The sequence below is a fragment of the Paraburkholderia sp. GAS33 genome, from assembly GCF_050436645.1.
Lineage (GTDB): Bacteria > Pseudomonadota > Gammaproteobacteria > Burkholderiales > Burkholderiaceae > Paraburkholderia > Paraburkholderia phenazinium_B.
Map to the genome: position 1 here is coordinate 205078 of NZ_JBNDMP010000001.1, position 18528 is coordinate 223605.

Genomic DNA, 18528 nt, shown 5'->3' on the forward strand with positions numbered 1-18528 from the left:
GGCATACGGGCGCAGGCGCGTCTCGCTCGCTTCGCTGTAAGGTAAAGAAAGCAAAATGCCGCCCAGGGCGGCATTTTTTCGGGTCGATCGAACCGCGAAATAGCAGGACATTGACGGCGCGCCCGAGGACGGCGCGCCCGAGGACGGGGCGCCACTGCGGGGTTTTACTGCATCGTCGTTTTAAACAGTACGGCCGGTTTTCATCCGCGCCGCGACCAGCAGCGAGATCAGGCAACCGACGCCGAGATACGCCGCCACCGGATGCCAGGATCCGCCCGCGAGACTCACGAGGCCCACGGCGATAAACGGCGTGAACCCGCCGCCCACGACGCTCGCCACCTGATAACCGACGCCGGCGCCGCTGTAACGGTACTCGGTGCCGAACAGTTCGGTGAACATGGGCTGCTGCACGCTAACGATCATGTCGTGCGCAACGTTGGCGAGCATCACCGCGAAGATCACGATCCATATCGTTGCGCGCGCATCGAGTGCGAGGAAGAACGGCACGGCACTCAGCATGCCGACCAGCGCGCCGACCATATAGACGCGGCGGCGGCCGAAGCGGTCGGCGGCGATTGCGAAGCAGGGAATCGTGAAGCAGCTCAGCGCGCCCACCAGCAGGCCGATATTCAGGAAGAACGTGCGCGGCATGCCGAGATTTGCGGTCGAATAGTTCAGCGCGAAGGCGGTCACGATATACATCGTGAACAGTTCGGCAAGACGCAGCGCAATGATCAGCAGAAACGCCTTCGGATGCGTGAGCAACGCTTGGACGATCGGCAGACGCGCACGCTTCGCGCCTTTTTCGACCACCTTCTCGACGAACTCCTTCGACTCTTCCATGTTCGAGCGGATCCACAGCGCGATCAACACCAGCAGCACGCTGAACAGGAACGGCAGACGCCAGCCCCAGGCGAGGAAGGTGGCATTGTCCATCGAATGGCTGATGATCGACACGAGGCCGGTGGAGAGCACGAGGCCGACGCCATAGCCGACCTGCACGCCGCTGCTGTAGAACGCCTTCTTTTTCTCAGGCGCGCTTTCGACGGCCATCAGCGCTGCGCCGCCCCATTCGCCGCCAACCGCGAAACCCTGGATGGCACGCAGCGTCACCAACAAAACGGGCGCCCACCAGCCTATGCTGAGAAACGACGGCAGCAGGCCGATTGCGGCAGTGGAGAGGCCCATCATCATGACGGTCAGCACCAGCATGCGTTTGCGGCCGAGACGGTCGCCGTAGTGGCCGAAGATGAAGCCGCCGAGCGGCCGGAACAGGAAGCCGACGCCGAAGGTGGCGAAGGCCGCGAGTGTGCCCATCGCCGGGCTGACGTGCGGAAAGAACTCGGTGTTGAAGACGAGCGCGGCGACGATGCCGTACAGCAGGAAGTCGTACCAGTCGACCACCGCGCCGATAAAGCTGCCCAGCGCGGCCCGGCGGGCGCGGCTGACGTTAGTGGCGGCGTCGCGTGGGGCCGCTGTCGATACTGCCGTGGTCATGAGGTGTCTCCTACCTGATATCGGAAGTGCAGGGGTGATCGGCAGGTGGCCAGGCTCTGTGACCAGGTACCGTTTGATCCGCTGCAGGATTTCCGAAGGATAGAGAGACAGCACCTCTTCGACAATCGGCGTTTGAGGCATATTGCGCGATTGGCGGCCGAGTATGCGCGCATAGCGCGCGTTTTCCGCGTTAACACCAAGAGGGCGAGGAGGGCGGCCGGCGCATCCAGCCGTGTAGTGAGTCCATGCTTACCGCGCAAGCTGCGCGCTATTTGCGCGCGAATACGCCATTCAGCGACGGCCATGGTACCTTGATGTTACAGTAGCAGCGCATAATTGACTGATATACTACATACGGAATATTGATATTTGCGGCATTGCAGCATATGATTGAGTGATCTGCTCATTCAATCGTCTGGAGTTGCAAATGGATGTGGTGTCTTTGGCCTTGCTGGCCGTTGCTGTGGTTGGTTTGGGTTCGGCTGCCACCGTGCTGCTGACTCGCTGGATTCCGCAACCGGTTGCCGTCCTCGCGTCGCAACATGGCCGCTTTGCGGGACTTGGCGAACAGGACAGCCCGGCCACACCCGCGCCGCCCTCGGGTGTTCGTGCCAGGACAAATGCGGGCGCCCACGCGGCTGCTCATGTTCAACAAGAGGCGATGAATGTCGTCAGAACTTCAAACTGAAGCAGTGGCCACTCCTTTGACACTGTCATTGCAGCCGATCGGCGCGAGCGCAAGCTTGCGCGATCAGGCCTATGCGATGCTGCGCCAGGCCATTGCCGACGCTGACATCTACCAGTCGCGCGATGAGATTCGTCTTGACGAACGCGTGCTGAGCGAATCGCTAGGCGTCAGCCGCACGCCGGTGCGCGAAGCGATGACGCTGCTCGAACAGGAAGGCTTTCTGCGTATGGTGCCGCGGCGCGGCATCTATATTGTGCGCAAGAGCAAGCGCGAAATCGTCGAGATGATCCAGATGTGGGCGGCCCTTGAAAGCATGGCAGCGCGGCTCGCCACGCTGCATGCCACAGACGAGGAAATCGCCACGCTGCGCCACATGTTCGACAATTTCAAGGACACGACGCCGGCGGAGCACATTGCCGAATACTCGGACGCGAACATTGCCTTCCACCAGGCAATTGTCGAGTTGTCGAAGTCGCAAATCATCCTCGATACGATCAAGAACATCTTCATCCATGTGCGGGCTATCCGTCGCATGACGATTTCGCAGAGCGACCGCGCGTCGCGTTCTATCGTCGATCATCTGCGTATCATCGAGGCGCTCGAGAAGCGCGATACCGAGTTAGCTGAGCGACTTGCGCGGCAGCACTCGCTCGATCTCGCTGCATTTGTCGAAGCGAATTGCGACTTTCTGGATTGAGCGTTTAATGGCTGGTGTTTGACTGCGCTCGCTTCGCCGCGTTTTGCTTCGTCTCGTCTCTATCTCTCCCGTCTGACCTTCAGCCTTCCTCAGTATTTTCCCTTGCCCCGGAACGGAAATAGCCCGCCTTTTACGGCGAAAGCCGCTCCAGGTAAGCCTCCCGCGCTCGAATCTCACGTCAATCATCAGGTCGAAATTGGTCTTGCCTGAACGTGATATATCACATACCGTATTGAACAGGCCGCTGACGCTTACGAAGTGCCGACAAGGAGACGACCATGTCTGCAGTTGCTTCATCCCTCAGTACCGCTAAGGGCAGCACGACGGCCGATGACACGCTCAAGCAGAAGACTCGCGATGCCGGTGTCGTCTCGGGCGGCCATCTGGTCGCCAAGGCGCTGAAGAACGAAGGGGTCGACACGATCTTCACGCTGTGCGGTGGCCACATCATCGATATCTACGATGGTTGTGTCGACGAGGGAATTCGCATCATCGACGTGCGTCACGAACAGGTTGCGGCGCACGCCGCCGATGGTTATGCGCGGCAGACCGGCAAGCTCGGATGCGTGGTGACGACCGCAGGGCCGGGCTGCATGAATGCGGTGACCGGCATCGCTACGGCGTTCCGTTCGGAGAGCCCGGTCCTCCATATCGGCGGCCAGGGTGCGCTCTCGCAGCACAAGATGGGTTCGCTGCAGGATCTGCCCCACGTCGACATCATGGCGCCGATTACTAAGTTTTCCGCCAGCGTGCCGAGCACGGAGCGGGTCGCGGACATGGTTTCGATGGCTGTGCGCGAATGCTTCAATGGCGCGCCGGGTCCCGCGTACCTGGAAATTCCCCGCGACGTGCTCGACCGCGAAGTCGAGTTGACGCGCGCCGTGGTGCCGCTGCCGGGCCATTACCGGGCGTCGACGAAGTCGATCGGCGACCCGCGCGACATCGAGAAACTGGCTGACATTCTCGTCAATTCCGAGCGTCCCGCGATCCTTTACGGTCAGCAGGTGTGGACCGCGCGCGGCCACGAAGAGGCGGTGGCGCTGTTGCGCGGACTCGATATTCCGGGCTACTTCAACGGCGCCAGTCGTGGCCTGCTGCCGCCGGGCGATCCGCATCACTTCGATCGAACGCGCTCGCAGGCTTTTGCAAACGCAGATGTGCTGATCGTCGTTGGGACTCCTTTTGATTTCCGCATGGGCTATGGCAAACGCATCAGCAAAGAGTTGACGCTGGTGCAGATCGATATGGACTACCGCACAGTGGGCAAGAACCGCGATATCGATCTCGGTCTCGTCGGGGATCCAGGCGCGATTCTCGCCGCAGTGTTGCAGGCGGCAAGCGGTCGTCTTAAAGACGACAAGCGCCAGGCGCGCCGTAAATGGATGGCGCAACTGCAGGACGCCGAAGTCACCGCGACGGAAAAGCTGATGCCGCTTTTCAGGTCCGCCAACACGCCCATTCATCCCTATCGCGTCGCTTACGAACTCAACGAATTTCTCGCGGATGACACGGTTTATATCGGCGACGGCGGCGATGTTGTCACCATCTCGGCGCAAGCAGTGCGCCCGCGCCGTCCGGGGCAATGGATGGATCCTGGCGCACTCGGCTCGCTCGGTGTCGGCACGGGCTTCGCACTGGCCGCGAAGCTCGCTCATCCACACAAGGAAGTGCTCTGCTACTACGGCGACGGTTCGTTTGGCATGACCGCGTTCGATATGGAAACGGCCAATCGCTTTGGCGCGCCGTACCTCGCCGTGATCGGCAATAACTCTGCGATGAACCAGATCCGTTACGGCCAGCTTGCGAAGTACGGCGAGGAGCGCGGCAACGTCGGCAATCTGCTGGGGGACGTGCCGTTCAGCAAGTTTGCCGAAATGCTGGGTGGCTACGGCGAAGAAGTGCGCGATCCGGCGGCTATCGCAGGGGCGTTGCAACGCGCGCGTGAGGCGATTCATCGCACCGGACGCTCGGCGGTGGTGAACATCTGGGTCGATCCGCGCGAGTACGCGCCGGGTACGAAGAACCAGACCATGTACAAGTAAAAACGACGGAAATATTGGAGATACGACATGGGTAAAGCACTCGACGGTGTGCGCATCCTCGATTTCACACACGTGCAATCGGGCCCGACCTGCACGCAACTGCTCGCCTGGTTCGGCGCGGATGTGATCAAGGTGGAGCGGGCCGGTGCCGGCGATATCACGCGCGAGCAGTTGCGCGATGTTCCGGAGGCGGACAGCCTCTACTTCACGATGCTCAATCACAACAAGCGCTCGGTCACGATCGATACGAAGAACCCCGAAGGCAAGTTGGTGCTCGAAGCGCTGATCCAGAAATGCGACGTGCTGGTCGAGAACTTCGCCCCGGGCGCGCTCGACCGGATGGGCTTCACCTGGGAGCGCGTCCAGGAACTCAACCCGCGCATGATCGTGGCGTCCGTGAAGGGCTTCGGCCCCGGACCCTATGAGGACTGCAAGGTCTACGAAAACGTCGCGCAGTGCGCGGGCGGCGCGGCGTCGACCACAGGGTTCGACGACGGCCCGCCGGTCGTGACCGGTGCGCAGATCGGCGATAGCGGCACGGGTCTCCATCTCGCGCTTGGCATCGTCACTGCGCTATACCAGCGCACGCAGACGGGACGTGGCCAGAAGGTGCTTGCCGCCATGCAGGACGGCGTGCTGAACCTGTGCCGCGTGAAGTTGCGCGACCAGCAGCGGCTCGATCGCACCGGTGTGATGAAGGAATACCCGCAGTATCCGAACGGCACGTTCGGCGAAGCGGTGCCGCGTGCCGGTAATGCATCGGGTGGCGGCCAGCCTGGCTGGATCCTGAAGTGCAAGGGCTGGGAGTCGGACCCGAACGCCTATATCTACTTCATCGCGCAGGCGCCCGTTTGGGCGAAGATCTGCAATGTGATCGGCAAGGAAGAGTGGACCACGGATCCCGACTACGCGACGCCTGCCGCACGCTTGCCGCGGCTGAAGGAAATCTTCGCGGAGATCGAGCACTGGACCATGACCCGGACCAAGTTCGAGGCCATGCAGATTCTCAACGAATACGATATCCCGTGCGGCCCGATCCTCTCCATGAAGGAGCTTGCGGAAGAACCTTCGTTGCGCAAGACCGGCACGATCGTTGAAGTGGATCACCCAGTGCGTGGCAAATATCTGACGGTTGGCAATCCTATCAAACTGTCCGATAGTCCGACGGATGTAACGCGTTCGCCGTTACTGGGCGAACACACCGACGAGGTGATGGCCGAACTCGGCTATTCGCCTGAACAGATCGGCGCTTTGCGCGCGGCTGGTGCGATCTGAACGAGGAGCAGGCTGTGGATACGTGGATGCGCTTTATGTCGGGCGACGGCGAGATTGTGTTCGGCCGCGTCGAAGGTGGTTACCTGCACGAGTATCAAAGTCTGGATCGGCGTGTGCCGACCGGCGAGGTGTTGTCGACGCGGGCGTTGACGCCGCTTGCACCGTGCGCGCCAGGAAAGATTGTCGCGCTATGGAACAACTATCACGCGCTCGCGGCGAAACTCGATAAACCGGTACCCGCGCATCCGCTGTTTTTGCTGAAGTCTGCGAGTTCGGTGGTCGGCGCCGGCCATGCAATACGGCGGCCGGTGAGCTACGCGGGCAAGATCGTCTACGAGGGGGAACTCGGCATCGTGATCGGACGTCGTTGCCGTGACTCGAGTCTCGAGGAGGCCGAGGCTGCGATCCTGGGCTACACCATCGTCAATGACGTGACAGCAGCCGACCTGCTCGGCGAGAACCCGCATTTTCCGCAGTGGTGCCGCGCAAAGGGCTTCGATACGTTTTGCTGCATCGGACCGGCCATCGTCTCCGGTTTCGACTGGCAGGCAGGTAGCGTGGTAACGACGCTCGATGGTGTGGAGCGGCAGAACTATCCGTTGGCTGACATGGTGTTCTCTCCTGCTGAGCAGGTGAGTCTGATCTCGCAGGATCTCACGCTGGAACCTGGCGACGTGATCGCTTGCGGCACCTCGCTTGGCGTGGGTTCGATCAAGGACGGCGCAACCGTGGCGGTGACGATTGCGGGCATCGGCACATTGAGCAATACGTTAGTCGGAACGCAGGACGCCGCTGCCGCCATGGTAGCGGGCGCAGCGAACGCCGCCTGAAAGCGGTCGCAGCACAGCACGCATGAGGGGGAAGCGAATGCTGGATTTACTTACCCGCAGGCCGCACTTTGCTGCAGTGCTTGGCACCGCAACGGGGCTCGCGGCGATGGCAGGAGGATTCGCACGCTATCTCTGCGCGACGTCCTGCGAAAACCTCATGCGCATCGTGTTGTACATCGCCGTGTTTGCCGGAGCATTGATCTTTGCCGGGTCGGCGGTTTTGTGGCTGGCCTTGCGCGGCAGGTTCGCCGCACGCATGGCGGTGCATCCGGGCGGCGGCGTGGTCAATCTGACGGCACTCCTGCTCTCGGTGTGGATGGGTTATGGCTTCGTCACCGAGCACGCGCCGACGTTCGGCGTCGCCGTGTTGCTGGCAGAGAGTCTGCTCGCGGCCGCTTTGGGCGCGCATCTGATGGTGAGCGGCGGCGTCGGATCTGGCCGTTACGGGCTTGACGGCCGTTTCGATGAGCGCTCGCCGGTGCGTTGTGGGGTCGTGCAGCGTCGCGTCGCGCTCGCAGTAACGGACGGTTTCGAATGGCCCGACGAGCAGATGCCGGCTCTTCTGGACGATGATTTCGCGCGGAAGTGGTCGCTGGTGGATGGAATACGCAATGTGCCTGGCCCCAGGCGTTTCGATGCCCGCCGGCCGGGACGCCGCGCCCGTGACGTTCTCGCGTGGAGTGCTCGGGGCAAGTGTCGCCGGCGTTGTTGCTACCAGGAAGGAGATCGCGCGATTCGTGCGGTATCTCGAGAGTAGTGGCATGGCCGGCCGCAAAGCCGGCCGCCAGGATGTGTGAATGCGCCGCGGGAAAGTAGTCGAAGCATTAGAAACTGCTGTCGCCGAACGGTGCGAACTGGCAGTAGTACTGGGTCTTCTTGCGCAGAATCAGTTGGGCAAGGAACTCAGCGTCGTAAGCCTTGTGAAGATGGGCGTGGTGCCGGTTGATATAGGCAGTGATACGTGCCACTTCACTTTCGAATTCATGAAGCGCATCGAGCGTGTCGCGGTCCCAGCGGAACCTCAGGCCAAGGTCGCTGAAGGCAGCGTTGTAGGCGCTCAGATGGGCATCATCGGGACTGTCCGGGGCAACGCGGGCGGTACGCGTGCTGGCATGCGATACGAACGAAGCGTGACTCATGATCGGACTCCTATACAAATGAGTGTGGTGATTCGACTCAAGCATAGGAGCGACGGTGGATTCGCAATAGTTAAAGTTTTATTGGAAGTCCATAGCCTATTGTTTATGTACGCTCAATTCCTTCACGCGCGTGATCGTCTCGATGAGTGCGGCGCCTTCCTCCATCAGGAAGCGTTTGAAAGCGACGGCAACGGGCGGCAGGCGCTTGTTGCGCCGATGCACGACGTACCAGTTGAGCATGACCGGAAAGGTCTCGACGTCGAGCACCACGAGGTGACCCACCTGCAGTTCGAGGCTGATCGTGTGTGCGGACAGGAAGGCAATGCCCATGCCGGCAATCACGGCTTGCTTGATGGTCTCGGTGCTCTTGATCTCCATGGCGATCTTGAGGTTGGTGAGACGGCCGGCAAAACCTTCTTCCATGGAATTCCACGTATCCGAACCGCGCTCGCGAACGATAAACGCTTCGTTCGCCAACTGACTCAACTTGATGTTGCGCTTGTGGGCGAGCGGATGGTTCGGCGCAGCGACGATCACGTACGGGTGCGGCGCAAACGGTTCGTTGGTGGCGTCCATCTCATGCGGCGGACGCACCATGATCGCGAGGTCGGTCTGATTAGTGGACAGTTGATGCAGCAATTCCTCGCGGTTATGCACTGCCAGATTGAGCACGACGCCGGCGTAGCGGCGCGTGAATTCGGCGAGCAGCCGTGGGAAGAAGTAGTCGCCCGCGCTGATGACCGCGACATTCAGTTTGCCCCCCGAGACGCCCTTCAACTGGCTCATCGCTTCATCCACTTCGTGAAACTGCTGGATGATCGCGCGGCTGTAATGGAGCATCTCAGTGCCGGCAGGCGTCAGGTAAATCTTCTTGCCGAGCTGCTCGAAGAGCGGCAGCCCCGCATGCTCTTCAAGTTGACGCACCTGAGTGGAGACCGCGGGTTGAGTCAGATGCAGTTCTTCCGCCGCGCGCGAAAAACTCAGATGACGTGCGACCGTTTCGAAGACCTTCAATTGCCGGAGTGTCGCATTTCTCATCGTCGTGGCCGATGTATAAGCGAATATGAATCGACATACTAACAAACTTTAATTATCCGTAATTCAGTAATGACCCTAGCATGAATTTATAAAGCAGAGTGGAGAAGAGTGGTTATCGGGTTAACGCTTGCAGAAAGGCGCTGCAGGGTGAGGCACGTCACCGTGTGCGCGTAATCGACCCGATTTAACCAGGGAATAATCCGGACTTCCACGCATTGCGATTTAAATGGCGGAAATGGGTGATGCAAATAAGAAAATATGCCCGATTGCAACGTTTCGGGTCGCAACTATAAGGTGGGGTGCACACAGCACGGCGAAGTGGCCGGCTGCCCTGAATAGATAGCGGAGACAAGGCGCATGGACGATCTCACTCAGCAAAAGCCGGCCCCTGCCGTTGGCGCGAACCGGTGGTGCCAGCTCGTGATTGGCATGCTGTGCATGGCCCTGGTTGCGAACCTGCAATACGCATGGACGCTCTTCGTGACGCCAATGAGCGTGCGTCACCACTGGGGGGACGCCTCCATCCAGCTCGCGTTTTCGATCTTCATTCTGACTGAAACGTGGCTCGTGCCCATCGAGGGCTGGCTGGTCGACAGGTTCGGCCCTCGACCGGTGGTCGCAGGCGGTGCGGTGTGCGCCGGGCTCGCATGGGTGATCGACTCGTATGCGACGACGCTGCCGCATCTTTATGTGGCCGCGGTAATTGGCGGAATTGGCGCGGGTTGTGTGTACGGTACGTGCGTCGGCAATGCGCTGAAGTGGTTTCCGGATCGGCGCGGCCTTGCGGCCGGGCTCACTGCAGCGGGCTTCGGTGCAGGTGCTGCCGTGACCGTGATTCCCATTGCCAACATGATTGTGCGCTCGGGCTACGAGCAGGCCTTCTTCTTTTTCGGCATCCTGCAAGGTGTTTGCATACTCGGTCTCGCGATGCTTTTGAAGAAGCCCGACACGCGCCAGGTACGCGCACCGAGCAAGAAATTCCTCGTTACCAAGGTCGACTACACACCGGGACAAATGATCAAGACACCCCTGTTCTGGGTGATCTACATTTCGTTTGTCGCCGTCGCGGGCGGTGGCTTGATGGCCACCGCGCAACTTGGTCCGATCGCGAAGGACTGGGGGCTCGCGCGCATTCCGATGAGCTTCTTCGGTATGACCTTGCCGCTGCTGACAGTGACGCTGTCGATCGACAATATTTGCAACGGCTTTACGCGGCCCCTCTGCGGCTTCATCTCCGACAAGATTGGCCGCGAAAACGCCATGTTCCTGATCTTCAGCGGCGAAGGGCTGGCGTTGCTCGGACTCATGCAATACGGCAGCAATCCGTATGCGTTCATCACTTTCGCAGCCCTTATCTTTTTGTTTTGGGGCGAAATATTTTCGATCTTCCCGGCAATCTGTGCCGATACCTTCGGCAGTAAATATGCGGCGGCCAACGCGGGCACGTTGTACACAGCGAAAGGTACGGCTTCATTGCTCGTGCCGCTCGCCTCGATCCTGTCCACAACCGGTGGCTGGAATCTGGTGTTCATCGTGTCGGCCGTCGTGACGATCGCGGCAGCCATCTGCGCAAAGTTCATTCTCGCGCCGATGCGTTCGCGCTGGATCGGCTTGCACAACGCGCCCGCCGCTGCCGCCAATGGTCCGTCACGGCTCACGCACTGGCCGGAGCAGACAGGTGAATAGCGGCACCGCGCAAACTAATGTAATACCCCAAAAGCAAGGAGTACCACGATGGACACCAAACTCGATCTCAAGCGATACGATCTCCTGATCGACGGTAAGCGTGTACCGCCGAGTAGCGGTGAATACTCGGTCGACATCAATCCTGCTACGGAAGAGCCCATTGCTTACGTGGCGCAAGGCAGCGTCGCCGATGTCGATACCGCGGTGCGTGCGGCGAGGGCCGCACTGAAGGTGTGGAATGCGCTTCGGTCGGCCGAACGTAGCCGGATCTTGAACCGCTTTGCGGATTTGTTGCGGGCTAACCAGGAAGAAATCGCAGCGCTTGAAAGTCTCGATGCTGGCAAGCCGATCTCGGCCGTGCAACGCCAGGATTTACCGGCCGCCATCGACACGCTCGCTTACTACGCCGGCTGGTGCGACAAGATCACCGGCCAGGTGGTACCTGTGCGGCCGGATGCACTGACCTACACGATCCGCGAGCCAGTCGGCGTGGTCGCGGCCATTGTGCCGTGGAATTTCCCGCTGATGATCGGCATGTGGAAAATCGCCCCTGCGCTAGCGTGCGGCTGCACGCTGATTGTCAAGCCGGCCGAGATTACGCCGCTCACCGCCTTGCGTGTGGGCGAACTCGCGCTCGAAGCCGGCGTGCCGCCCGGCGTGCTGAATATCGTCACGGGCAAGGGGAGTGTGGTTGGTAATGCACTGGTGGCCCATCCGGGTGTCGACAAGGTGACGTTCACCGGTTCACCCTCTGTGGGACGTGGCATCCTGCAGGGCGCCGCCAGCAATTTCAAGCGGGTGACGCTCGAGCTGGGCGGCAAATCGGCCAACGTGATCTTCGCGGATGCGAACCTCGACAACGCGGTGCGTGCGGCGGCATCCGGGATTTTCTTTAACACCGGTCAGGTGTGTTCGGCCGGCTCGCGTATTCTGGCGCATCGCGATGTTTATGACGAAGTGGTCGAGCGGCTTGCGGCGCGCGCGAAATCGATGAAGATCGGCGACCCTACGGCGCGCGAAACTTCAATGGGGCCGCTTATCTCTGCCGCGCAAATGAAGACCGTGCTCGGTTACGTGGATATAGGCCGGGAAGAGGGAGCAAAGCTCGTGACGGGTGGTAAGCGCGTTGGCGAGCGGGGCTTCTTTGTCGAACCCACTGTGTTTGCCAACGTCGAGCACGAGATGCGTATCTCGCAGGAGGAGATTTTTGGGCCGGTGGCGAGCGTGATCCGGTTTGACGACGAAGAAGACGCGTTACGGATTGCTAACGGTACGCTATACAGTCTCGCTGCAGGCGTGTGGAGTGCCGATATTGGCCGGCTGCATCGGGTCGCGCATGGGCTCAAGGCCGGGACCGTGTGGATCAACACCTATGGGTATACCGATGTGCGCTTGCCGTGGGGTGGGGCGGGTGATTCGGGTTTCGGCCGGGAACATGGGGACGTGGCGATCGAAAACTTTACGGAACCCAAGGCTGTCTGGCTTGCGATCGATCAATAGTGTTTCAGGGCCGGTTGCGGAATCGAGCCTGCCAGACTCGATTCCACATTCTTGAACGGTACTGCTTCTCTAAGCATCGCTGATGCGGGGTACGATTTATGCACCCTGCAACGCCGTGCGCTCGCGCAACTTCACCAGCGCAAGTACCACGTCGATAGTCGGAGTGGCCTCGCCGACGAGGTGTCCCATTTCCTGCACGACCGTAAGCAGCGGATCGATTTCCATCGGCCGGCGGTTTTCCAGATCGACCAGCGTCGAGGTTTTATGTGCGCCCACGGCGCCGGCGCCATCGATCCGCTTTTCGACGTCGACGCGAAAGTGCACGCCGAACTGATCGGCGATGCGCTTTGCCTCGAGCATCATGGTGCGTGACACGGCACGCGTACCAGGGTCGCTGGTGAGCACATCAAGTGTTGCGTGAGTGAGCGCGCTGATTGGGTTGAAGCAAAGATTGCCCCACAGCTTGAGCCAGATTTCATCGCGGATATTATCGCGGATCGGCGCGTCGAAGCCCGCCGCCTGCATGATCTCGTGAAGCTGCTGGATGCGCGGCGTGCGATCGCCGCTCGGCTCGCCAATGGGAAACTTCTTGCCATACACGTGCTTGATCAGCCCCGGCTCGACGATCTCAGCGGCGGGGTATAGCACGCAACCAATGGCGCGTTCGGGGCCGAGCCGCGTCCATTGCGTGCCGTCCGGGTCGATGCTGGACAGGCGTGTGCCGGCGAACTTGCCGCCGTGCTGATAGAAGTACCAGTAGGGGATGCCGTTGACGCCCGTCACGATGGCCGTGTGCTTGCCGAGCAGTGGTTGCATCGATTCGACCACGCCCGGCAGCGAGTGCGCCTTGAGCGTCACGATCACGAAGTCTTGTACGCCGAGCTCACGGGGATCGGACGTGCACTTGACGGGCGCGCTGAACTCCTCGCCATCCATGAGCAAACGCGCGCCGTGTTCGCGCATCGCGGCCAGATGTGGGCCGCGCGCAATGAAGCTCACGTCCGCTCCAGCACGTGCCAACTGAACACCCATCAGCCCGCCGATCGCTCCCGCTCCGAAGATGCAGATTTTCATGTTTTCGTCCCAGTGGTAGTGAAAAGCCGCTTGCCCTCAGCACGACACGCCCGCAGAGAGTCACGGTTCAAGAATAGGGGGTGGCTACGATTAATGATAGTTAAAGTTTATGCGCTGATCCATTCGCTATGAGTTATGCGTCAAATTGACTCCGACCTCGCCCCCCGTACATCGATTAGCCAGACTCGTTGAGGACTTATCTCAATCTCATTGAGAAATGTCTTATATGCCCATCTGTCTGTGGGGGGCACAATTGCGCCCTCTCGACGAACGAAGATTGGGCGCTCGAGTTCTCGCTGACTGGCGCGGCATAGAGAGACGTAGTTCGACTCCATAAGTGCCATATTAAATTAGTCATCCTGATTTAGTGACGAGTAACGCTTTGTTGCGAGCGTACAGAAACTCTGTTTTTTAAGCGATTGTGTCTCAGGAGTGTCAAGTGCCGGAAAGTGCAGGACGAGCAACCACGAATCATGGCAGACGGTACGGCCAGACCCGGCCTGGCAGCGGTGCGGCAAGGCGGCGGGTAAGAACGCTGATCAAGCGCACCTTCGATATTGCGGCTGCGTCGTGCTTGCTCGTCGTGTTGTCTCCTGCGCTGTTGGTAGTGTCATGGCTGGTGAGGCTTGACGGTGGAAAGGCCATGTTCGGACACACTCGCGTAGGGCAGCACGGTCAGGCATTCAAATGTCTGAAGTTCCGCTCGATGGTGGTGAATGCCGATGCGGTGCTGAAGGATCTTCTGGATCGGGATCCATCGGCACGCATGGAATGGGACCTTGAATTCAAGCTTAGGGACGATATCCGGATCACGCGCATTGGTCGCTTTCTGCGTCGCACGAGTCTGGACGAGCTGCCGCAACTATTGAACGTGGTGCGAGGCGAGATGAGCCTTGTCGGCCCGCGCCCGATAGTGGAAGAAGAACTGGTCCGCTACGGCGACGACGTGCGCTATTACCTGATGGCCAGGCCCGGTATGACCGGTCTCTGGCAGGTCAGCGGCAGGAACGACACGGACTACGCCACGCGCGTGTCGCTCGACGTGTCGTATGTGAAGAGCTGGTCGCTTCGTCGCGACCTGGGAATCCTGATCAGGACGGTCAAGGTGGTCGTCACCGGGAGCGGTGCGTATTAAGCGCAAATTTGAGGTCGATATGGGTGTGCTGAGGGTAGTCCGCAATGGCGGTCCGCTATCGCGTGGACGCGTCTCCGGAATTCGGAAGTGGGTGGCGTTGGCACCTTTGTGCGCGACCCTGTGCGCGTGCGCGGTTGCACCCGGCATGCGCATGCAGGAACCGGCACATATTCCGGCGGAGAGTGGCGATGCTCAGACCACGGAATCCCAATTGCCCGTTCCTTTCACGGATATCTCTATTGCACTGGTCAGGAAATTGCGGGAAGAAGCACGCAGCCTGGATTCGTCTGTCGCCGTGGACCTTCCTGTCGCGGCACACACCGCGTACGTCGTCGGGCCCGGTGACGTTCTGCAAATCATCGTGTGGGATCATCCCGAGCTGGCGGCTGCACTTGGGGCTCAACCTGCCACCGCAGCGCGTCCATCCGATGCTCCCGCAGGATTCGTTATCGATCAGGATGGGACGCTGCAGTTTCCCTACGCAGGTCGGCTGCATGTGGGTGGCTTACGGCCTGAGGAGATCCAGACACAACTGGTGCACGCGCTTGGCAGTACGTTTCGCAATCCTCAGGTTACGGTGCGCGTCGCTTCGTTTCGATCTGGGCAGGTATACATCGAGGGCGAGATCCACACTCCCGGGTCTCAACCAGTCAACGACATTCCGATGACGCTGTATGACGCGATCAGCCGCGCGGGCGGCTTTATCGATAGTGCAGATCAGAGCCGCGTCATTCTCGTGCGCGACGGCGTCTCGAAGCAGATTAGCCTGGCTGACGGTGCAGGACAGGTAGGTAATCCTGCTCAAATCGTCCTGAGGGGCGGTGACCTCGTTCATGTTTTGTCTCGCGAAGACAGCGGGGCGTTTGTGATGGGCGAAGTCAACAAACCCGTTACTGCGCTTCCGAAGAGAAACGGCAAGCTAACGCTTAGTGATGCGCTGTCGCAGGCGGGTAGTTTGAATGCGACAACTGCCGATGCCGCGCAACTCTATGTGATTCGCGGATCGCTCGAGTCGACGCCGCAGGTGTTTCATCTCGACGCCAGCTCGCCAGTAGCGATGGTGCTGGCGAACCAGTTCGAATTGCAGCCTAAGGACATCGTCTATGTCGACGGTAACGGCCTCGTGCGCTTTAGCCGGGTGCTCAGTTTGTTGCTGCCGGCCGTCAACGCCGGTTTGACGGCCGCAGTGGTGGCGAAGTGATCGGGACGATTCTCGTCGTCTGCGAGGGCAACGTATGCCGTAGCCCGATGGCCGAAGCATTGCTCGGCGCGGCACTGCCTGACGTGAAAGTTGCGTCCTGCGGAGTCAACGCATTGACCGGCAAACCTGCAACGGCCATTGCCCAGGACGTCATGCGCGAGCGCGGCGTTGACATTGGAGGACATCGGGCTCGGCAGATCAGTAGAAGCCTGTGTGTGGAAGCCGATCTGATCCTGGTTATGGACCGGGATCAACGCAGATTTCTGGAAGAGCGCTACTCGTTTGCACGCGGCAAGGTCTTTCGCCTTGGCGAGCATGACGATTTCGACATTCACGATCCCTACCGCCAGCCACGCTTTGTTTTTGAGCGTTGCGCGCGGCTGATCGAGGCGGGCATTGCTCGCTGGCTGACGCGCCTCCAGCTTGTTCGAGCGCGCGACTCGCTGAGTGCGGCCGAACCCGCCCGTACATGATTAACGAATATGAATCAAATCAGTCAAGATCCTCAGCCTCCCATCGATACAAACGGCGATGCCGACTTCGTCGCGATGCTCGACGTTCTCGTTGGAAGCGGTTGGTTGATCGCTTCGGTGATGGCCAGCTTTATTTTCCTCGGCGCAGCATACGCGCTGCTGGCAAAGCCCGTCTACCAGGCGGACATTCTGGTTCAGGTCGAAGACAGTCCCGACACGTCGGCTGCAAAGAGCCTGCTTGGCGACGTCTCGTCGATGTTCGACGTGAAGTCGTCTGCCTCGGCTGAGACACAGATTCTTGCGTCGCGCCTCGTCGTGTCGCGGGCAGTCGACAATCTGCATCTGTTCGTGATCGCCAGGCCGCTACGCTTTCCCGTGATAGGAAGCTGGATTGCGCACCGCAACGGTGGTTTGTCGAAGCCGGGTTTCATGGGCTTGGGTGGCTACACGTGGGGCGGTGAGAGTATCGACGTGCCCATCTTTAACGTGCCGGAAGCGTTAGAGGGTGATGCGTTCACGGTGACCGCTCTTGGCGGTGGTCGTTACAGGCTCTCAGGAAGCGATCTCGAGGCAAGCATTGAGGGCACAGTCGGCACGCTCGAGCGCTTTACGACGAGCCGCGGCATGATCGAACTGCGCATCGATACCATCTCGGCGATGCCGGGCGCCAATTTCAAGCTGGTGCGCAAGTCGAGGCTACAAACGATCCTCGATCTGCAGGACAAGCTCAACGTCCAGGAAAAGATCAAGCAATCCGATGTGATGGTTGCGAGCCTGCAGGACACGGATCCACAACTGGTCAGCCGCGCGATGAACGAGATCGGCCGCCAGTACATCCGCCAGAACGTCGAAAGAAAGTCGGCGGAGGCTGCGCAATCGCTCGAGTTCCTTAGCGGTCAGTTGCCGCAACTCAAGGACCAGTTGAACGAATCGGAGGCACGTCTGACGAAATTCCGTGCGCAGCATGGAACGGTTGATCTCACCGAAGAGGCCAGGCTCTCATTGGCGCAGACGGCGGACGCCAAAACCCGTTTGCTGGAGCTGCAGCAGAAGCGGCAGGAACTGTTATCGCGCTTGATGGACCGGCATCCGGATGTCGTCGCGATTGACGAGCAGATTGCCGCGCTGGGCGCTTACCGCGACCAGGCAGAAAAGCAGATTCGTCAGCTTCCCGATCTGCAGCAGGATTCGCTACGTCTCATGCTCGACGTCAAGGTCAATACCGATCTTTACACGGCGCTCGTGAATAACATGCAGCAACTGCAACTGATTCGCGCCGGCAAGGTGGGGAACGTGCGGCTAGTCGATACGGCGGCGGTTCCGGAAACTCCGGTTAAACCGAAGAAGCTGCTGGTCATGGTGGCGTCTGCCATGCTTGGCTTGCTCGTCGGCTGCGGTACGGCGCTTGCACGCACAATGCTGTTTCGCGGTATTTCCGACGCTAACGAGATCGAGCAGTGTCTTGGGCTGAGCGTCTATGCAACAGTCCCATTGAGCAATCGTCAGAAAGCGCTCTCTGAGCAGACAAAAACGGGCGGCCCCGATGTGCTCCTCCTGTCGTATGTGTTCCCCAATGATCCCGCCGTCGAAAGCCTGCGAAGCTTACGTACCGCGCTCCAGTTCGCGATTGTCGAGGCAAAGAACAATGTCGTAGTGATCGCGGGGCCAGCGCCGGGGGCCGGCAAATCGTTTATTTCGTCAAACCTCGCCGCCGTACTGGCAATGGCAGGAAAACGCGTCTTGCTGGTGGACGGCGACATGCGCAAAGGCCGCCTGCACGAATACCTGGGACTCGTCCGTGGATGCGGCTTATCCGAACTGATAGAGAGCGATGCGCCGTTTGACGGCGTGCTGCATTCCAACGTGATCGACGGACTGGATTTTCTTTCCACAGGCGCGCTGCCGAAGAATCCCGCGGAGCTGCTCCTGAATAGCCGCTTGGCGAAACTGATTGAAGCGTTCTCGAAGAGCTACGACGTTGTCGTTATCGACTCGCCACCCGTTCTCGCGGTGGCCGATACGGGCACGCTGGCCTCGATGGCGGGTACGACCTTCCTGGTTGCGCGCGCAGAGGCAACGAGACTGGGTGAACTGACCGAGTCTGCCAAGCGGTTGGCTCAGAACGGCGTTCGTCTGAACGGCATCGTGTTTAACGGTGCGAATCCCCGCCTGGAACAGTCCCGATTCGGCTCGAAATATGGCGGCTATCGCTATGTCGCGTACGAATACGGAGCCGACCAGGATACTTGAGAT

At 60.1% G+C, this 18528-nt stretch carries 15 protein-coding genes and 1 pseudogene; 12 read left to right on the top strand and 4 right to left on the bottom strand.

What is annotated here, in order from left to right; translation table 11 throughout:
- Positions 1 to 180: 180 nt before the first annotated feature.
- Positions 181 to 1497: a shikimate transporter gene (gene shiA / locus P3T24_RS00940; RefSeq protein WP_074269129.1), complete on the bottom strand. Its 1317-nt coding sequence runs from the start codon at positions 1495 to 1497 to the stop codon at positions 181 to 183.
- 427 nt (positions 1498 to 1924) lie between these two features.
- Here shiA and P3T24_RS00945 point away from each other — a divergent pair, with 427 nt between their 5' ends.
- The 6 genes from P3T24_RS00945 to P3T24_RS00970 all read left to right on the top strand — a co-directional run bounded on the left by P3T24_RS00945 (position 1925) and on the right by P3T24_RS00970 (position 7786).
- Positions 1925 to 2185, top strand: coding sequence for a hypothetical protein (locus tag P3T24_RS00945; protein ID WP_074269128.1), 261 nt, complete (start codon positions 1925 to 1927; stop codon positions 2183 to 2185).
- The gene (locus P3T24_RS00950) at positions 2163 to 2882 is read left to right on the top strand and encodes a GntR family transcriptional regulator (protein WP_429408246.1); all 720 of its coding nucleotides are present in this window, start codon (positions 2163 to 2165) and stop codon (positions 2880 to 2882) included. Before P3T24_RS00945 ends, P3T24_RS00950 begins: the two co-directional genes overlap by 23 nt.
- 278 nt (positions 2883 to 3160) lie before the next feature.
- Positions 3161 to 4924, top strand: coding sequence for a thiamine pyrophosphate-binding protein (locus P3T24_RS00955; RefSeq protein ID WP_429431603.1), 1764 nt, complete (start codon positions 3161 to 3163; stop codon positions 4922 to 4924).
- A gap of 27 nt (positions 4925 to 4951) precedes the next feature.
- The gene (frc, locus tag P3T24_RS00960) at positions 4952 to 6199 is read left to right on the top strand and encodes a formyl-CoA transferase (protein WP_429431606.1); all 1248 of its coding nucleotides are present in this window, start codon (positions 4952 to 4954) and stop codon (positions 6197 to 6199) included.
- A 14-nt stretch (positions 6200 to 6213) separates the two neighbouring features.
- Positions 6214 to 7029 carry a fumarylacetoacetate hydrolase family protein gene (locus P3T24_RS00965; RefSeq protein WP_429431609.1) on the top strand — a complete coding sequence of 272 codons (816 nt, stop codon included), beginning with the start codon at positions 6214 to 6216 and terminating at the stop codon, positions 7027 to 7029.
- A gap of 37 nt (positions 7030 to 7066) precedes the next feature.
- Complete coding sequence (locus P3T24_RS00970) at positions 7067 to 7786, top strand: NAD(P)(+) transhydrogenase (Re/Si-specific) subunit beta (RefSeq protein WP_429431612.1); 720 nt, start codon at positions 7067 to 7069, stop codon at positions 7784 to 7786.
- Between the two features lie 67 nt (positions 7787 to 7853).
- Here P3T24_RS00970 and P3T24_RS00975 read toward each other — a convergent pair whose 3' ends face one another.
- Positions 7854 to 8168 (bottom strand): hypothetical protein, encoded by a 315-nt coding sequence (locus tag P3T24_RS00975; RefSeq protein ID WP_074269122.1) that lies wholly within the window; start codon positions 8166 to 8168, stop codon positions 7854 to 7856.
- Positions 8169 to 8264: 96 nt separating this feature from the next.
- Complete coding sequence (locus P3T24_RS00980; protein WP_074269121.1) at positions 8265 to 9206, bottom strand: LysR family transcriptional regulator; 942 nt, start codon at positions 9204 to 9206, stop codon at positions 8265 to 8267.
- A gap of 357 nt (positions 9207 to 9563) precedes the next feature.
- Between P3T24_RS00980 and oxlT the strand changes: the two genes are divergently transcribed.
- Together oxlT and P3T24_RS00990 are read left to right on the top strand one after the other, a co-directional pair.
- Positions 9564 to 10892 (top strand): oxalate/formate MFS antiporter, encoded by a 1329-nt coding sequence (gene oxlT, locus P3T24_RS00985; protein ID WP_429431615.1) that lies wholly within the window; start codon positions 9564 to 9566, stop codon positions 10890 to 10892.
- 48 nt (positions 10893 to 10940) lie between these two features.
- Positions 10941 to 12392, top strand: coding sequence for an aldehyde dehydrogenase family protein (locus P3T24_RS00990; protein WP_429431618.1), 1452 nt, complete (start codon positions 10941 to 10943; stop codon positions 12390 to 12392).
- Between the two features lie 96 nt (positions 12393 to 12488).
- Here the strand turns inward: P3T24_RS00990 and P3T24_RS00995 are convergent, their stop codons facing one another.
- Positions 12489 to 13466 carry a 2-dehydropantoate 2-reductase gene (locus P3T24_RS00995; protein ID WP_429431621.1) on the bottom strand — a complete coding sequence of 326 codons (978 nt, stop codon included), beginning with the start codon at positions 13464 to 13466 and terminating at the stop codon, positions 12489 to 12491.
- A gap of 460 nt (positions 13467 to 13926) precedes the next feature.
- Here P3T24_RS00995 and P3T24_RS01000 point away from each other — a divergent pair.
- The 4 genes and pseudogenes from P3T24_RS01000 to P3T24_RS01015 all read left to right on the top strand — a co-directional run.
- Positions 13927 to 14601 (top strand): annotated as a pseudogene (locus P3T24_RS01000) (sugar transferase); the annotation flags it as partial.
- 19 nt (positions 14602 to 14620) lie between these two features.
- Positions 14621 to 15802 (top strand): polysaccharide biosynthesis/export family protein, encoded by a 1182-nt coding sequence (locus tag P3T24_RS01005; RefSeq protein ID WP_429431624.1) that lies wholly within the window; start codon positions 14621 to 14623, stop codon positions 15800 to 15802.
- Positions 15799 to 16275, top strand: coding sequence for a low molecular weight protein-tyrosine-phosphatase (locus P3T24_RS01010; protein ID WP_074269116.1), 477 nt, complete (start codon positions 15799 to 15801; stop codon positions 16273 to 16275). The genes P3T24_RS01005 and P3T24_RS01010 overlap by 4 nt, the downstream gene beginning before the upstream one ends.
- 9 nt (positions 16276 to 16284) lie before the next feature.
- Positions 16285 to 18525 (top strand): polysaccharide biosynthesis tyrosine autokinase, encoded by a 2241-nt coding sequence (locus tag P3T24_RS01015; protein WP_429431627.1) that lies wholly within the window; start codon positions 16285 to 16287, stop codon positions 18523 to 18525.
- The last annotated feature ends 3 nt before the right edge of the window (positions 18526 to 18528 follow it).

Coding starts and splice junctions, on each gene's coding strand:
- shiA (WP_074269129.1), bottom strand. CDS start 1,497: ATGACCACGGCAGTATCGACAGCGGCCCCACGCGACGCCGCCACTAAC.
- P3T24_RS00945 (WP_074269128.1), top strand. CDS start 1,925: ATGGATGTGGTGTCTTTGGCCTTGCTGGCCGTTGCTGTGGTTGGTTTG.
- P3T24_RS00950 (WP_429408246.1), top strand. CDS start 2,163: ATGTCGTCAGAACTTCAAACTGAAGCAGTGGCCACTCCTTTGACACTG.
- P3T24_RS00955 (WP_429431603.1), top strand. CDS start 3,161: ATGTCTGCAGTTGCTTCATCCCTCAGTACCGCTAAGGGCAGCACGACG.
- frc (WP_429431606.1), top strand. CDS start 4,952: ATGGGTAAAGCACTCGACGGTGTGCGCATCCTCGATTTCACACACGTG.
- P3T24_RS00970 (WP_429431612.1), top strand. CDS start 7,067: ATGCTGGATTTACTTACCCGCAGGCCGCACTTTGCTGCAGTGCTTGGC.
- P3T24_RS00975 (WP_074269122.1), bottom strand. CDS start 8,168: ATGAGTCACGCTTCGTTCGTATCGCATGCCAGCACGCGTACCGCCCGC.
- P3T24_RS00980 (WP_074269121.1), bottom strand. CDS start 9,206: ATGAGAAATGCGACACTCCGGCAATTGAAGGTCTTCGAAACGGTCGCA.
- oxlT (WP_429431615.1), top strand. CDS start 9,564: ATGGACGATCTCACTCAGCAAAAGCCGGCCCCTGCCGTTGGCGCGAAC.
- P3T24_RS00990 (WP_429431618.1), top strand. CDS start 10,941: ATGGACACCAAACTCGATCTCAAGCGATACGATCTCCTGATCGACGGT.
- P3T24_RS00995 (WP_429431621.1), bottom strand. CDS start 13,466: ATGAAAATCTGCATCTTCGGAGCGGGAGCGATCGGCGGGCTGATGGGT.
- P3T24_RS01005 (WP_429431624.1), top strand. CDS start 14,621: ATGGGTGTGCTGAGGGTAGTCCGCAATGGCGGTCCGCTATCGCGTGGA.
- P3T24_RS01015 (WP_429431627.1), top strand. CDS start 16,285: ATGAATCAAATCAGTCAAGATCCTCAGCCTCCCATCGATACAAACGGC.